The 15795-nt window shown below is 73.0% G+C and carries 13 protein-coding genes; 4 read left to right on the top strand and 9 right to left on the bottom strand.

What is annotated here, in order from left to right; all coding sequences use genetic code 11:
- Nucleotides 1-64 precede the first annotated feature (64 nt).
- The 6 genes from ACIA79_RS01240 to ACIA79_RS01215 all read right to left on the bottom strand — a co-directional run bounded on the left by ACIA79_RS01240 (nt 65) and on the right by ACIA79_RS01215 (nt 6882).
- On the bottom strand, nt 65-1255 hold the full coding sequence (locus ACIA79_RS01240; protein ID WP_399425842.1) for an acyltransferase: 1191 nt from the start codon (nt 1253-1255) through the stop codon (nt 65-67).
- Nucleotides 1252-2313: an alpha/beta hydrolase gene (locus ACIA79_RS01235; RefSeq protein WP_399425840.1), complete on the bottom strand. Its 1062-nt coding sequence runs from the start codon at nt 2311-2313 to the stop codon at nt 1252-1254. The genes ACIA79_RS01240 and ACIA79_RS01235 overlap by 4 nt, the downstream gene beginning before the upstream one ends.
- A 129-nt stretch (nt 2314-2442) precedes the next feature.
- Nucleotides 2443-3117 carry a response regulator gene (locus ACIA79_RS01230; RefSeq protein WP_399425838.1) on the bottom strand — a complete coding sequence of 225 codons (675 nt, stop codon included), beginning with the start codon at nt 3115-3117 and terminating at the stop codon, nt 2443-2445.
- On the bottom strand, nt 3114-4445 hold the full coding sequence (locus ACIA79_RS01225; RefSeq protein WP_399425836.1) for a sensor histidine kinase: 1332 nt from the start codon (nt 4443-4445) through the stop codon (nt 3114-3116). The genes ACIA79_RS01230 and ACIA79_RS01225 overlap by 4 nt, the downstream gene beginning before the upstream one ends.
- A 270-nt stretch (nt 4446-4715) precedes the next feature.
- The gene (locus tag ACIA79_RS01220; protein WP_399425835.1) at nt 4716-5582 is read right to left on the bottom strand and encodes a DUF4429 domain-containing protein; all 867 of its coding nucleotides are present in this window, start codon (nt 5580-5582) and stop codon (nt 4716-4718) included.
- An 85-nt stretch (nt 5583-5667) separates the two neighbouring features.
- On the bottom strand, nt 5668-6882 hold the full coding sequence (locus ACIA79_RS01215; RefSeq protein ID WP_399425834.1) for an alpha/beta hydrolase: 1215 nt from the start codon (nt 6880-6882) through the stop codon (nt 5668-5670).
- A 347-nt stretch (nt 6883-7229) separates the two neighbouring features.
- Between ACIA79_RS01215 and ACIA79_RS01210 the strand changes: the two genes are divergently transcribed.
- Entirely contained in the window at nt 7230-7763 is a 534-nt protein-coding gene (locus tag ACIA79_RS01210) for a GNAT family N-acetyltransferase (RefSeq protein WP_399425832.1), read from the top strand.
- Between the two features lie 115 nt (nt 7764-7878).
- Here ACIA79_RS01210 and ACIA79_RS01205 read toward each other — a convergent pair whose 3' ends face one another.
- Nucleotides 7879-8526 carry a TetR/AcrR family transcriptional regulator gene (locus tag ACIA79_RS01205; RefSeq protein ID WP_399425831.1) on the bottom strand — a complete coding sequence of 216 codons (648 nt, stop codon included), beginning with the start codon at nt 8524-8526 and terminating at the stop codon, nt 7879-7881.
- 115 nt (nt 8527-8641) lie between these two features.
- Between ACIA79_RS01205 and ACIA79_RS01200 the strand changes: the two genes are divergently transcribed.
- Together ACIA79_RS01200 and ACIA79_RS01195 are read left to right on the top strand one after the other, a co-directional pair.
- Nucleotides 8642-10252: an MFS transporter gene (locus tag ACIA79_RS01200; protein WP_399425829.1), complete on the top strand. Its 1611-nt coding sequence runs from the start codon at nt 8642-8644 to the stop codon at nt 10250-10252.
- Nucleotides 10253-10552: 300 nt separating this feature from the next.
- A complete protein-coding gene (locus tag ACIA79_RS01195; RefSeq protein WP_399425828.1) occupies nt 10553-11014 on the top strand; it encodes a peptidase inhibitor family I36 protein in 462 nt (153 codons plus the stop codon).
- A gap of 89 nt (nt 11015-11103) precedes the next feature.
- On the opposite strand, the gene ACIA79_RS01190 is transcribed toward ACIA79_RS01195, so the two are convergent.
- Both ACIA79_RS01190 and aceE read right to left on the bottom strand, forming a co-directional pair.
- On the bottom strand, nt 11104-11856 hold the full coding sequence (locus tag ACIA79_RS01190) for a potassium channel family protein (protein WP_399425827.1): 753 nt from the start codon (nt 11854-11856) through the stop codon (nt 11104-11106).
- A 108-nt stretch (nt 11857-11964) separates the two neighbouring features.
- Complete coding sequence (gene aceE / locus ACIA79_RS01185; RefSeq protein WP_399425826.1) at nt 11965-14697, bottom strand: pyruvate dehydrogenase (acetyl-transferring), homodimeric type; 2733 nt, start codon at nt 14695-14697, stop codon at nt 11965-11967.
- A gap of 517 nt (nt 14698-15214) precedes the next feature.
- Here aceE and ACIA79_RS01180 point away from each other — a divergent pair.
- Nucleotides 15215-15655 carry a DUF3052 domain-containing protein gene (locus ACIA79_RS01180; protein WP_031069951.1) on the top strand — a complete coding sequence of 147 codons (441 nt, stop codon included), beginning with the start codon at nt 15215-15217 and terminating at the stop codon, nt 15653-15655.
- The last annotated feature ends 140 nt before the right edge of the window (nt 15656-15795 follow it).

The following is a 15795-nucleotide window of genomic DNA, read 5'->3' as shown; positions in this document are numbered from 1 at the left end:
TCCGGACCCACGGGCCCCGGGACACCCGCCGACCCCGGGCCCCCGGGCCGCCCGCCCGCCCGGCTCAGGCGGCGAGGACGAAGACGGCGAAACCGGCCGCGAGCAGCCCCGCCGCCGCGCGCCCGGTCGTGCCCGTCCTCGTCCACGGCGACTCGAAGCCGCGCGCGTACCGCCCGATGAGGACGAGCAGCCCCGCGAACAGCGGCAGCCAGGCGAGCCGTGCCCCGACCCACGCGAGGGTGTCGGGCGCGGTCGTCAGGCCCGGCACCGCGCCCGCGGTCAGCGACACCGGCACGGCCGCGGCCAGCATCGCCGTCTGGTGCCAGCACAGGATCGTCATCGCCGACAGGTTGACCAGCACCACCGGCGCCCACAGCACGGGCCGCCGCAGCAGGGCGCCCAGCCGGTCGCACATCAGGACCGCGGCACCGCTCTGCGCGGCGGCGAGCGCCAGCACGAGCAGCGACGGCGGGTGCGAGTTGGTGCGGGCCTCGCCCGGCACACCCACCATGGAGGCCGGGTACCCGAAGACGGCAAGGAGCACGGCGAACAGCGCCACGCCGCCGGCGAGCAGCGCCCACGCCTCCCGCCCGCCCAGCCGCCGCTCACCCCAGCAGACCCCGAGCTGGTACGCGAACAGCCAGCCCGGCAGCAGGTTGAGCGCGCTCAGCCAGGACGGCATCGCCTCGGCGTACGGCCCGTAGCGCAGGAAGTCGACGACCGCGACCGAACCGAGCAGCGGAGCCGCCGCCACCACCCCGCACCGGCGGGCCGCCCGCACGCAGAGCGGGGTCAGCGCCGTGACGACCGCGTACACCCCCACGAACCACAGGGGCTGGACGACGAGCGTCGAACCGGTGCGGAGCGTGTCGGCGGGCACGCCCGCCGCGTACAGCACCGGCAGCAGCACGGCCCACACGGCGGTGACGCCGAGGACGGGCCGCCCCAGCCGCGCCAGCCGGCCCCTCAGCCACGCGCCCGCCGAGCCGGATCGCCCCCGGTAGGACAGGACCGACGCGTACCCGCCCACCAGGAAGAAGATCCCCAGCATCTGGAGCACCCAGCTGACCGGCGCGAAGAACCCGAACGCGCTCAGCGGGCTGGCGTTGTGCAGACCGCCGGCGGAGTCGAGGGTGAAGCCGCCGAGCAGCCAGTGCCCGGTCGGCACGGCGAGGAGGGCCAGGGCGCGCAGCCCGTCGACGGCACGGTCGCGATGCGCGGGCGTACGCGCCTCGATGCGTTCCACGAGGTTCACCGCCCGCTCCCCTCGCCGGGGGTGCCGTCGGTGAGGGTCCCCTCGGCGATGGCGGCGAACGACCGCAGGGAGTCGGTACCGGGAGCGAAGTAGCCGGTGTGCCCGTGGGCGCCGGCGGCCGGCACCCGCCGGGCGCCGAACGCGGGCGCGGCCGGATCGGGGCCGTGCCCCAGTCCCAGGAACCGCGTGTGGGGCACCTTCGAGATCCAGTCCGACGCGTCCTTGGCCGCCCACACCCGGGCGGTGGTGCGCAGATCCGCCACGTTCTCGGCGCGCATGCCGGGGGAGCCGAACACCACGAGGTCCTTCGCCTTCAGGCGCGGGGCGGCCAGACCGCACACGACGGAGCCGTAGCTGTGGCAGAACACGGCGGGAGCGGGGGCGCCGGCGGCGGCGAGCCCGTCGGTGAACCGGGTCAGCCGCGCCGCGCCCGCCTCCGCGAGGTCGCCGGCGGCGGCGTCGAGGCCCACGCCCACGGGCGTGGTGTACCCGGCCCAGGCGATGACGGCGGTACGGCCGCCGGTCGCGGCGCGCAACTGCCCGGCCATCCCGGCGGGCGTGCCGTACGGATCGGAGGGGCGGTCGTACGTCCCCGCGTCGATGTCCGAGCCGGGAACCACCACGGCGACGTGCCGGCTGCGACCCAGGTCCCCGTACACCTCGGCGACCTGGCCGCGGCCGCGCGGGTCGAACGCGAGGATCTGCCGCCCGGCGAGGTGCGCCCAGCGCGGGTCCTGGCGTACCGTCCGGGCGTTCGCCTCGTACCGCAGGGAGACCGGAGCGCCGTCGAGGTTGCCGACCACGGAGGGGTGCCGGCGCGCGAGGCCGTGCCGCTGGGCCGGGGTGAGCGCCCGGAAGAAGGCGGCGATGTCATGGGGCGCCGCGCTCGCCGGGTCGGGCAGCGCCCGCCCCAGCGACGTGTCGGCCCGCCAGGCCGCCGTCCCGGGCGGCGGTCCGGTCACCGGCCGCTGCCCGTTCCCGGTGGCCCACCCGGCGGTCCCCGTGACGACCGCCGTCGCGAGCCCGACGGCGACCAACGTCCTCTTGTACCGGCGCATGGCGCCCCCCTCTGCTTCCTTCGTCCTGTGCGGCGAGAGGAAGGTAGGAGGACGACCGCCGGGGGAGCGTCACACCGCGGAGCCAACCGCTGGTGATACCGGGGTAGGGGGCGTACCCCCTGAGGGCGCCTACGCCGCGCCGGGAGTGACCAGGCCCGACTCGTACGCGAAGATCACGGCCTGTGCCCGGTCCCGCAGGCTCAGCTTCGCCAGCACCCGGCCGATGTGCGTCTTCACCGTCTGCTCCGCGAGGACCAGGTGCTCCGCGATCTCCTGGTTCGACAGGCCCCGTGCGATCAGCTCCAGCACCTCCGTCTCACGGGGCGTCAGGCCGTTCAGGCGCAGGGTGCGGTCGCGGCGCGGGGCCGGGCGGGCGGCGGCGAAGTCGGCGATCAGACGCCGCGTCACCGACGGCGCCAGCAGCGCCTCACCGGCCGCCACCACCCGGACCGCGGAGATCAGGTCCGCCGGCGGGGCGTCCTTCAGCAGGAACCCCGACGCCCCGGCGCGCAGCGCCTCGTACACGTAGTCGTCCACGTCGAAGGTGGTGAGCATCAGCACCTTCGGGCGGTGCTCGGCCCCCGGCGCCGAGAGGATCTCGCGCGCCGCCGCCAGCCCGTCCATCTCCGGCATCCGCACGTCCATCAGCACCACGTCCGGGTGCGCCGAACGGGCCACGGCCACGCCGGCCCGCCCGTCCGCGGCCTCGCCCACCACGTCGATGTCCGACTGCGCCGACAGCAGCGCGGCGAACCCCGCCCGGACCATGGCCTGGTCGTCGACGATGATCACGCGGATGGTCACGCGGGCTCCTTCTCGGTCAGCGGCAACCGGGCCGCGACCCGGAAGCCGCCGTCCGGCAGCGGCCCGGTGTCCAGCGTGCCGCCCGTCAACCGTACGCGTTCACGCATGCCCACGAGACCGTGACCGGTACCGCTCCCGGGCGACTCCACGGGCGAGCGTCCCCGCGGCGAACCACCCTGCCCGGACGGGCCGTTGACCACCAGCACCGTCAGCCGGCCGTCCGCCACCGCCACCGACACCCGGGTCGGCGCCCCCGGCGCGTGCCGCACCACATTGGCCAGCGCCTCCTGCACGATCCGGTACGCGGAGAGGTCCACCGCCGGCGGCACCGGACCCAGCTCCGCCGGCAGCGACAGCTCCGCCGGAACGCCCGCCCGCACCGTCGCCTCGACGAGCTGCTGCACCCGGTCCAGGCCGGGCTGCGGCGCCCGTTCGCCCTCCGCGCCCTCGCTGCGCAGCACCACCAGCAGCCGCCGCATCTCCGTCAGGGACTCGCGCGCGGCCGCGGCGATCGTCGTGAACTCCTCGCGCGCCGCCTCCGGCAACCCCTCGATCCGGTACGGCGCCGAGTCCGCCTGCACCGTGATCACCGACATGTGGTGGGCCACCACGTCGTGCAGCTCGCGCGCGATCCGGGCCCGTTCCTCCAGCAGCGTGCGCCGCGCCCGCTCCGCCTCGCTGATGGTCTCCTGCTCGGCGAGCCGCCGCTGGGCGTCCCCGCGCTCCTTCAGCGTCGCCGTCAGCAGCAGCGCGACCCCGCTCAGCACGAACAGCAGCACGTGGATGCCGTCGCTGCGCTGTGGTGAGACCACCTCGAACGCGAAACCCGCCGCGCCGGTCACCAGCCAGACGCCCAGCAGCGTCCGCCGCGGCTCGCGCAGCCCGACGGCCAGCATCAGCCCCAGGTACCCGATCACGATCACCGGTGTCCACGGCCACGGCCGGCCCGCCGCGCCGTCCGCACCCAGCAGCACCAGCGCGCCCAGGACGTCGGCCGTCCCGATGATCCACCACGCCTGCAGCGGCCGGGTCACGGCCAGCAGCAGCGGCGCGGTCTGCGCGGTGGCGAGCGCGCCGGCGAGCGCGCCGCCGACCTCGTAGTCGCCGACGAGGACGGTGACGGTGACCGGCAGCAGCGCCGCGACCAGCACGACGGCGACGACGTACGGCAGCAGCCGCACCGGGCGCGATCCGGCCTGCGCGAGCAGCGGCGCGCCGGGCCGGGTCGGCGTGCCGAGCGCGGTGCCGAGGGTACGGAGGGACGCGCGCAGCGCGTCGCGCAGGCGGGCGGGCGACGGGGGCGGCGGGGGCGTGACTGGGGTCTTCATGGCCCTGCCAGCGTAGGCAGCCACCGGCGCCCCCGACGTCATACCCGAGACCCGGAGCCCGGGCCCCACCCCGTACCGGGGTATGACACGCCGGCGGCCGGGGCCGCGGTCGCGGCCCCGCCGGGGTGACGGCTTTCGGCCACAGCCCCGCCGCGGTCACGGCTCCGCCGGGGTCAGAGCTTCACCGCGGTCCGGGCTCCGCCGGGGTCAGGGCCCCGCCGCGGCACGGCTTCCGGTCACAGCCCCGCCGCGGTCACGGCTCCGCCGGGGTCAGAGCTCCGCCAGCAGCTCCGCCTTCTTCGCGGCGAACTCCTCGTCCGTCACCAGCCCCGCCTGGTGGAGCTCCCCGAGGTGGCGGATACGCTCCGCGATGTCCGCGGGGTCGCGCCGCCCCGCGGCCACCGCACCCACCGGGACGGGGGCCGCGTCCGCGGCCCGTACCGCCGCCAGCACCGCCGCCGCGAACGGCAGCGACTCGTGCACCGGCCCGTACCCGAGGCCGAACACGACGGCCGCCGGGTCCTGGTCCGCCTGGGCCGGCTGCATGTCGCCCGCGTGCCCGCGCCGCAGCAGCCGCAGGTAGCCGTCGAAGACGTCGGGGGAGCGCCACTCGACCCCGCTCAGCTCCCGTACGGAGAAGGTCTGGTCGCCGGCCTTCCACTTGGCCGACGACGCCCCGGTCCAGAACCACCGGAACGCCACCTGGCCGTTGTCGAACGACGCCTTGCCGTCGTACGCCTTGAACTGCAGGGGACCCTCCGGGGCCGCCACCAGGAACCGGTTGGCCGGCTCCGCCGCTTCCGGGCCGAGCAGGGCGCGCAGCTCGTCCGCGTAGTACTCGGCGAGGGTCTCCCGGTCGGCGGGCAGGACCAGCCGGTAGGGGTCGCTGCCCTCCTTCAGCTGGCCGGCGGCCGCCTCCATCAGCGGATCGGCGCCCGGTCTCGGCACCGCGTGCAGCACCACCGTGCCGCGCTTGCCCGGGGAGAGGGTCACCGACGCCAACGCCTCGTGCGGGATGCGACGTTCGCGCAGGCTCTGGAAGAGCTTCGGTGCGCGTATCCCCCGTTCGAAGCGGATGAGCACGGCATCGGTTTCGAACTCCCAGGTGGCATGAATTCCGGCCAGCACATCACCCATGCGCCTCATCGTATGCGGCGTGCGCCCGCGCGTCGCCCCTCCAAGAGTTCCGATGTGCGCGACCCTCCGCGGCTCTCTACGCGCGTCAGGCAGCCGAGGAACCGGAGATTCCACTGCGGCAGGCGTCGCTGCCGTCACCCGCGCAGCTGACGCCGTCGTACGCACCGACGCCTATTTCCGCGAAGTTCTCCAGGCTCTCCGTGCCCGGCTCGAAGTACCCGCCGTGCCCGGCCGCCCGGGACGCCGACAGCACCCGCGCCCCGAACTCGGGCGCCACCGGATCGGCGCCGTGCCCGAGCCCGCCGACCTCCAGGTACGGCACGTCCGCGATCCAGTCGTCGGCGTCGCGCATGGCCCACACGCGGGCCCCGGTTCCGAGGGCGGCCGCGTTCTCGGCCCGCATCCCGGGGCTGCCGGCGACGGCGACGTCCGTCACGCGGGCGGGCAGGCGGCGCGCGGCGACACCGCACACCACCGAGCCGTAGCTGTGGCAGAACAGCGAGACCGGCGCCCGTCCGGGCAGCGCGCCGGTCATCGACACCAGCCGTACGGCCCCGTTCTCCGCGAGGCGCCCGATCGCGGCGTCCATGCCGACCCCGACGGGCGCGGTGTAGTCGGCCCAGGCGATGACGGCGGTACGGGTCGTGGGCGAGGCCGCGCGCTCGGCGGCGTACAGCGACTGCGCCATGCCGACGGGTGCGGTGTACTTCCGGGCGCTCCTCTGGAAGGTGAGGAGGTTGGTGTCGACTCCGGGGACGATCACCGAGACGCGTTCGGCGCGGTCGAGGTCGCCGAACACCTCGGCGACGCGTCCCTTGCCGTCCGGGTCGAAGGCGAGGATCTGGCGGTCGTCGCGCATGAGCGACTCGAACCGGTGCATGCGGCGGACGGCCTCGTGGTGGCCGTCCGCGGACAGCCGCGCGCTGCCCACCCGCTCGCGTTCGGCGGCGAGCGCGCGCCCCAGGGCGTGGCGGTTGGCGCGGTAACGCAGCCGCACGGGCGCTCCGTCGAGGTTGCCGACGACGAGCGGGTGCTCGCGGGCGAGGTGTTCGCGCTCGGGGGCGGTGAGGGAGCGGAAGAACCGCGCCAGGACGTGCGGCGGCGCCTGCGGGTCGGGCAGCTCGTGCGTCCCGATCCGGCCGTGCCGCCAGGCGGCCAGCGCGGTCTGGCGCGGGTCCCCCTGCACGCGCTGAGGGCGTATCGCCGTCCAGCCGGTCGTCATCAGGAGGACGAAGACCACCGAGAGGGCGAGCAGTGTGCGCCAGACGGTGAGCGTGGGGGAGGAGCCGAAGGAAGTCACTGCGGGACACCCTAGGAGAAGCACGCGCGACGCCGGGGCGAGGGTGAGGTAGATCACGCTTGAACGAGGGAATGCGGGGAAGCGTGCTCACGCTTCGTGCGCGCGGGGCGTACGCTGCGGCGCGCTACCGCCGGTACGGCCGTCCCGGCGGGCGGCCGGACCCGGGCCACGTCCGTGGTCAACTGCCGCCTTGTTAAGGTCGCCTCACGTGCGAAGCACGCGACTGCCGCTGCGACGAAGGAGGTTGATGAATATGGCCCGCGCCATGTTCCTCAGGCATGCCCTTGTCCGGGTCGCCCGACCGTAGAGGCGGCCCGGTCGTTCCCGCACACGACCAGGAGCGTCACGTGTCCACCTTCTTCTCCTCGCCCGGCACGGATCCCGTCGCCGAACTGATCACGGAACGTCTCGTGCTGAGGCCGTGGTCCCCCGCCGAGATCGCCGCCGTCGTCGACGACCGCCGACTGCCGCACTGGGCGGCCGACTTCCCCGCCGACGGCGATCGTGTCATCGCCGGATTCCTCGCCGGCGACCCGGCCGGCCCCGGCGCCCACGGGCACCGCCGGATCGTGGAGCGCGCCAGTGACCTGGTGGTCGGCTCCATCGGGCTGTTCTGGCCGCCCGCCGACGGCGTCGTCGAGTTCGGATACGGCGTCGTGGCCTCGCGCCGCGGCCGTGGCTACGCCACCGAAGCCGCCCGGGCCGTCGTGGAGTTCGCCCTCTCGCTCCCGGAGGTCCACGCGGTGTGCGCCGACGTGGAGCTGGCGAACCCGGCGTCGGTGCGCGTGCTCGAAAAGGCCGGCCTGTGCCGCTGGAGCACCGACGGGACGACGGCCCGGTTCCGCGCCACCGCAGCGGATCTGCCGCCGCGGCAGGGGTAGGAACACGGGAGCCGGCGGCGCGACCCGCCGCCGGCTCCCGCTTTCGGCTCTCGCCGCCGCCTCGGACCGCCGCTTCCCGTCGTCGAGGGGCGGCCGGGGCGTAGGCACGGAGGCGTCAGTGGCGGCGCCAGTCCCCCGCGAGGGTCGGGCCGAGGTGGTCGAGATACGTCTCGGTGAGCGCCCGGATCGCCTCCACGGACGTGTCCGTGCCACGGCCCCACTGCTGGCCGGCGACCCGCATCACCCCGCAGAACGCGGCGACGGCGACGCGGGGCCGCGGGTCGGTGTCCGGGTCGAGGCCCTCGCGGGCGGCGATGAGCCGGGCGACGTTCTCCTCCATCTCGATGGAGCGGCGCAGGTGGACGGCGAGCAGGGCGGGCGTCGACTCGATGACCTGGAACGTGCGCAGGTACAGCTCCACCGGTACGACCTCGGCGATCGCCTCGCCGATGGTGTCCCACGACAGCAGCACGGCGTTGCGCATCGCGTCGAGCGGGCCCTCGTGGGCGGGGCGGTCGCGCAGCGCGGCCACGAAGTGCCGCTCCACCATGTGCTGGACGGCGAAGGCGACGTCCTCCTTGCTCGCGAAGTAGCGGAAGAAGGTGCGCTGCGACACGTCGACCGTGGCCGCGATCTCGTCGACGGTGGTGCGCTCGTACCCCTGCGTGGTGAAGAGCTCCAGGGCGGCGCGCAGCAGGGCGTCGCGGGTGCGCTGCTTCTTGCGTTCGCGCAGACCCACGGCGGGCGGCTGCTCAACCGTCACGTCCTGGCCTTCCTTCTGTCTCTTTCACCACGTCAGCGTACCTGTGAGCTACGTGACAGTTACCGGCGTGTGAATCGCTTTGTCAATTGTCAGTGGCTGACACTAGCCTCGCGGTATGACTAGTCAGACCACCATCGAAAAGACGCCGCCGGGCGGGGAGCCCGTGCCGGCGCCGGCCACGGGGTTGCGCGGTCACCCCTGGCTGACGCTCTTCGCCGTGGCCGTGGGCGTGATGATGGTCGCGCTCGACGGCACGATCGTCGCCATCGCCAACCCTGCCATCAAGGCGGACCTCGGTGCGTCGTGGGCGCAGGTCCAGTGGATCACCAACGGCTACCTGCTCGCCCTGGCGGTCTCGCTGATCACCGCGGGCAAGCTGGGCGACCGCTTCGGCCACCGGCAGACCTTCCTCATCGGCATCGCCGGCTTCGCGGTCGCGTCCGCCGCCATCGGCCTGTCCGACTCCATCGCCCTGGTGATCACCTTCCGGGTGCTCCAGGGTGTGTTCGGCGCCCTGCTGATGCCGGCGGCGCTCGGCCTGCTGCGGGCCACCTTCCCGGCCGAGAAGCTCAACATGGCGATCGGCATCTGGGGCATGGTCATCGGCGCCTCGACCGCGGGCGGCCCGATCGTCGGCGGCCTGCTCGTCGAGCACGTGAGCTGGCAGTCCGTGTTCTTCATCAACGTGCCGGTGGGTGTGGTCGCGCTCGCGCTGGGCCTGATCATCCTCCTGGACCACCGGGCCGAGAACGCGCCGCGCTCCTTCGACGTGGTCGGCATCGTGCTGCTGTCCGGCGCGATGTTCGCCCTCATCTGGGCCATCATCAAGGCCGGTGAGTCGTGGGGCTGGGACAGTTTCCAGACGTGGGCCTGGCTGGTCGGCGCCGTGGTGCTCTTCGCGGTCTTCGCCTTCTGGGAGACGAAGACCGCCGAACCGCTCATCCCGCTGGGCCTGTTCCGGTCCGTCCCGCTCTCCGCCGGCACGGTCCTCATGGTCCTCATGGCCTTCGCCTTCCTCGGCGGCCTCTTCCCCGTCTCCTTCTTCCTTCAGGGCGTGCACGGCATGAGCCCGGTGGACAGCGGTCTGCACCTGCTGCCGCTCACGGCCATGATGATCGTGTCCTCCCCGATCGCCGGTGCGCTGATCACCAAGTTCGGCCCGCGGATCCCGCTCGTGGGCGGCATGGTCTTCACGGCCGTCGCCATGTTCGGCATGACCACCCTGGTCAAGGACACCAGCACCCTGGCCATGTCGGTCTGGTTCGCCGTCCTGGGCCTCGGCCTGGCGCCGGTGATGGTCGGGGCGACCGAAGTCATCGTCGGCAACGCCCCGCTGGAGCTCTCCGGTGTCGCCGGCGGGCTGCAGCAGGCCGCCATGCAGGTCGGCGGTGCGCTCGGTACGGCGGTGCTCGGCGCCGTCATGTCGAGCAAGGTGAGCTCCGACTTCGCTGCCAACTGGCGCGAGTCCGGCATCCCGACGCCGCCCGACCCGCGGCTCCAGGCCGCCGCGGAGTCCGGTGTGGCTCCCGCCGAGCTGGCGAAGGCCCCGGGGATGACGCCCGACATCCTCGCGCGGATCACCGACGTCATCCACGACACGTTCCTGTCGGGGATGCACCTCGCCTTCCTGGTCGCGGGTGTCGTCGCGGTCGTGGCGGCCCTGGTGGCCACCCTGACCAAGCGCGGCGCGAACGCGGAGGCGGGCGGGGGCGGCGTCCACATCTGACGCCCGCACGTCCGTACCGTTCACCGGGCCCCGGCAGCCGCACTGGTCGCCGGGGCCCGGCCGTTGTCCCCGCCGGGCCGTTGTCCTGAGCCGTTGTCCTGGGCCGTTGTCCCTGCCGGGTCGTTGTCCCACCGGGCCGTTGTCCCGGCGGGCTTTCCTGCCGCGGTGGTGCTGCCGGGCCGTTGACCTGCCCCCGGCGTCACCCGTTCGGGTGGATCGAGGAGCGAGCCCTTTCCCCTGATCGTCACTCTCCGTCACGATGGTGGTCAGTGATCACCACACCACGTCACGGGGTTCCTCATGCGTACGTACACCGTCCTCCTCACCGCCGCCGCCCTTGCGGCAACCACCCTCGCTGCCGGCGCCCCGGCCGCGGGCGCTCCGACAACCAGCGCTCGGACGACCGCCACTCCGACAACCAGCGCTCGGACGACCGCCGCTCCGACCGCCGCTCGCGTCTCCGCCGCCGGGCAGCAGCGGCTCGGGCCCTGCGACACCGGGCAGTTGTGCCTGTGGCCGAAGAAGGACTTCCGCGGCGCGCGGCAGGCGTACGAACTGGCCGGCGTCGACGTCGAGAGCTGCGTCGCGCTGCCCGCCGGCACCGCCGCCACCGCACTCGCCAACCGCACCGGACGCCCCGTCACCACGTACCAGTCGGCCGAGTGCGCGGAGACCGGCGAGTTCGAGACCTACCCCGGCGGAGGGACCTGGGTGCCCGAATCCCCTTACCGCGTACGCGCCTTCAAGGTCTGGGAGTCGTGAACCGGGGTACCAGCACCGCAGCGCGGGGAACCCTCGGTCACGCGTCCGGACGTGGTCGCGGACCGGGCCGGAACGCGCGACGCGGGAACTCAGGGCCGATCGGAGGGCGTCGCTGCGGAACGCTGACGCGGGACGCCCTCCGACAGCCGGGCCACCTCCGCCCGCAGGTCCTTGACCTCCTGCGTGAGGGCCTCGAGGAGCGCCGTCTGGCGGCGCTCCTCGGCATCGTCCCGCTCGAAGCGGGAGATGAACCACGCCGCGATGTTCGCGGTGACGACACCCAGCAGCGCGATGCCGGACAGCATCAGGCCGACGGCCAGCACCCGCCCGAGGCCGGTCGTCGGTGCGTGGTCGCCGTAGCCGACGGTCGTCATCGTGGTGAAGGACCACCACACGGCGTCACCCAGCGTCTTGATGTTCCCGTCCGGCGCGTTCCGCTCCACGTGCAGCACGGCCAGCGAGCCGAACATCAACAGGCCCACCACCGACCCGGCCACGTACGTGGTCAGCGTGATCTGCGGCGCCATCCGGGCCCGCCGCCCCATCAGCAGCAGGGTGGAGACGACCCGCAGAAGCCGCAGCGGCTGGATGAGCGGCAGCACCACCGCCGCCAGGTCCAGCGGGTGCCGGCGCACGAACTCCCACCGCCCCGGCGCGAGCACCAGTCGTACGACGTAGTCCACGGTGAAGGCGCCCCACACCACCCACTCCACCGCCAGACAGGCGCGGTGGACCCCCGGCGCGGCGTCCGGCGCCACGATCGGTACGGCATAGGCCACGCCGAACAGGACGGCAAGCCCCAGCAGCGGCACCCGGGTGCGCGCCTCCCAGCGTTCGTTCATGCCCGCATGCTAGGTCCCGCGGGCGTACTGCCCCGCCTCGCGGAAGAGGGGAGGTGCGGAGGGACGCGCTCCCCCCGCACCTCCCCCCGCACCGGGACGTCGTCGTCCCTACGCGTCGCCGCCCGCGGCGCCCGGGTCCGCAGCCGACACGTCCAGCAGCTGGTACCGGTCGATGGCCTGCTTCAGGACGGAGCGGTCCACCTTGCCGTCGCGCGCGAGCTCGGTCAGCACCGCGAGCACGATCGACTGGGCGTCGATGTGGAAGTACCGCCGCGCCGCGCCGCGGGTGTCCGCGAAGCCGAAGCCGTCCGCGCCCAGCGAGGTGTACGTGCCCGGCACCCAGCGCGCGATCTGGTCCGGGACCGATCGCATCCAGTCGGAGACGGCCACGACCGGGCCCTCCGCGCCGGACAGCTTCTGCGTCACGTACGGGACGCGCTGCTCCTCCTCCGGGTGCAGCAGGTTGTGCTCGTCCACCGCGACGGCCTCGCGGCGCAGCTCGTTCCACGAGGTCGCCGACCACACGTCGGCGCGCACGTTCCACTCCTCGGCGAGGATCCGCTGGGCCTCCACCGCCCACGGCACGGCGACACCCGACGCCATGATCTGGGCGGGGATCGCACCCCGCTCGCCGCGCTGGAAGCGGTACAGGCCCTTGAGGATGCCGTCCACGTCCACGTCCGCCGGCTCGGCCGGGTGCTGGATGGGCTCGTTGTAGACGGTCAGGTAGTAGAAGACGTCCTCCGCGTCCGGCCCGTACATCCGGCGCAGACCGTCCTTGACGATGTGCGCGATCTCGTAGCCGAAGGCCGGGTCGTAGGAGACGCACGCCGGATTGGTCGACGCGAGCAGCTGCGAGTGGCCGTCGGCGTGCTGCAGACCCTCACCGGTCAGGGTCGTACGCCCGGCGGTCGCGCCCAGGACGAAACCGCGCGCCAGCTGGTCGGCCATTTGCCAGAACTGATCACCGGTGCGCTGGAAGCCGAACATCGAGTAGAAGACGTACACGGGGATCAGCGGCTCGCCGTGCGTCGCGTACGACGAGCCCGCCGCGATCAGCGACGCCGTGCAGCCGGCCTCGGAGATGCCGTCGTGCAGCATCTGGCCGGTCGGCGACTCCTTGTACGCGAGCAGCAGCTCGCGGTCGACCGCCTCGTACTGCTGGCCCAGCGGGTTGTAGATCTTGGCGCTCGGGAAGAACGAGTCCATACCGAAGGTGCGGTACTCGTCGGGTGCGATCAGCACGAACCGCTTGCCGATCTCCTTGTCCCGCATCAGGTCCTTCAGCAGCCGCACGAACGCCATGGTGGTGGCGATCGACTGCTGCCCCGACCCCTTCTTGACCGCCGCGTAGGCGTTGTCGTCGGGCAGCGCCAGCGGCTTCGACCGCACGACCCGGGTCGGGACGTACCCGCCCAGCGCCTTGCGGCGGTCGTGCATGTACTGGATCTCCTCCGAGTCCCGGCCGGGGTGGTAGTACGGCGGCAGGCCGTCCTCCAGGTCCTTGTCGGCGATCGGCAGGTGCAGCCGGTCCCGGAAGCGCTTCAGGTCGTCGACCGTCAGCTTCTTCATCTGGTGCGTGGCGTTGCGGCCCTCGAAGTTGGGGCCCAGCGTCCAGCCCTTCACCGTCTGCGCCAGGATCACGGTCGGCTGGCCCTGGTGCTCGACGGCCGCCTTGTACGCCGCGTAGATCTTCCGGTGGTCGTGGCCGCCGCGCCCCAGCATCAGGATCTGGTGATCGGTCATGTTCTCGACCATCGCCCGCAGCCGGTGGTCGTCGCCGAAGAAGTGCTGGCGGATGTACGCGCCGGTCTCCGTCGCGTAGGTCTGGAACTGTCCGTCCGGCGTCGTGTTCAGCTTGTTGACCAGCACCCCGTCGCGGTCCTGGGCGAGCAGCGGGTCCCAGGAGCGGTCCCAGATCAGCTTGATCACGTTCCAGCCGGCGCCGCGGAACTGCGACTCCAGCTCCTGCATGATCTTGCCGTTGCCGCGCACCGGGCCGTCGAGGCGCTGCAGGTTGCAGTTGACGACGAAGGTCAGGTTGTCCAGGCCCTCCCGCGCGGCGATCGACAGCTGGCCGAGCGACTCCGGCTCGTCCATCTCGCCGTCGCCCAGGAACGCCCACACGTGCGACTTGGAGGTGTCGGCGATCCCGCGGGCGTGCAGATAGCGGTTCATCCGCGCCTGGTAGATCGCGCCGATCGGGCCGAGGCCCATGGAGACCGTCGGGAACTCCCAGAAGTCCGGCATGAGCCGGGGGTGCGGATACGACGACAGGCCGGCGGGGTACTTCGACTTCTCCTGGCGGAAGGCGTCGAGCTGCCCCTGGTTCAGCCGGTCCAGCAGGAACGCACGGGCGTAGATACCGGGGGAGGCGTGCCCCTGGAAGAAGATCTGGTCGCCGCCGTCGCCCTCGTCCTTGCCGCGGAAGAAGTGGTTGAAGCCGACGTCGTAGAGGGACGCCGAGGAGGCGAAGGTGGCGATGTGCCCGCCGACGCCGATGCCCGGACGCTGGGCGCGGGAGACCATGACCGCGGCGTTCCAGCGGGTCGCGTTGAGGATCTTGCGCTCGATCTCCTCGTTGCCCGGGAAGAACGGCTCGTCCTTGGTGGCGATCGTGTTCACGTAGTCCGTGCTGCGCATCTCGGGCACGGCCACGCGCTTCTCACGGGCCCGCTCGATGAGGCGGAGCATCAGGTAGCGGGCCCGCTCCCGGCCGCGCTCGTCGACGGCGGCGTCGAGGGAGTCGAGCCATTCCTGGGTCTCTTCGGGATCGAAATCCGGGACCTGGCTGGGAAGGCCGCCAATGATGATCGGGTTGCGATCGGATCCGGAAGCCACGCTGTTCCTTCTGTTCGGTGGTGCCAACGGGTAGGTCAGGGGCAGTACGGTCGCGCCGCCACCATCGTCCACCCCGCGGACGGAAACGTCATCTCTACCGAAAGGTAACCCCAGTGGCCCCCGGATCCCGCTACGATCCCGGCTCCACCACAGGTGCGGTCCCGGGTCCCGCGGGTGCCCGCCCGGCCGTGCGGCGGCGGGCCCGTACCCGCGGCCGAGTCGCGGCCGGATCGCCACCTTACGCCCGGTTCGGCCCGGCCCTCCGGCCGGTGGCCGGCCGCCCCCGGGCGCCGGGAAGTCGCAGAAGCCCCTAAAGTGGGTCAAGAGTCGCGGTCGCATCATGGGCGCGGGCGGAAGCGGTGCCAGGAGTTGGGGCGGGACGGCCCCAAAAGTCACCGTTTCGGCGGTCTCGACCGCCGGGTACTTGCGCGATCCGCCCAGCACGTGTGGACTACGGCCAACGCCTCGCGTACGCGCGCGGCCGCAGCATTTTCCAAAAAAGATCAGGAGGCAAGCCGTGAGCGCGACCGCGGACCACGCGGAGGAGCGGACCAACCCGGCAGCGAAGCTGGGGTTCGAGCCCGGACAGGTGGTCCAGGAGATCGGCTACGACGACGACGTCGAGCAGGAGCTCCGTGAAGGCATCGAGGCCATCATCGGCCAGGATCTCGTCGACGAGGAGTACGACGACGTCGCCGACGTCGTGCTGCTGTGGTTCCGGGACGAGGACGGTGACCTCACGGACGCGCTGGTTGACGCCATCGGCCTGATCGACGAGGGCGGCCAGATCTGGCTCATGACGCCCAAGACCGGCCGTGACGGTTACATCGAGCCCAGCGACATCAACGAGGCCGTCCAGACGGCCGGTCTCACCCAGACCCGGAGCATCAACGCGGGCAAGGACTGGACCGGCAGTCGCCTGGCCACCCCGAAGGCGGTCAAGTCCGGCAAGCGCTGAGCCGCCGGCCCCACGACAGCGCCACAGGGCCCCCGGCCGACACCGTCGGCCGGGGGCCCTGTGCGTAGGGTGGGATACCGCCGGAAGACCCCGGCGCGGCCCCGCGGCCCACCGGCCCACGGCCCCAGGCACTGGCACTG

Origin of the sequence: Streptomyces sp. NPDC051310, from assembly GCF_044455245.1 — a bacterium.
Taxonomy (GTDB): domain Bacteria; phylum Actinomycetota; class Actinomycetes; order Streptomycetales; family Streptomycetaceae; genus Streptomyces.
Note: the sequence above shows the minus strand (reverse complement) of the source record. Positions and strands in the feature narration are given on the sequence as shown.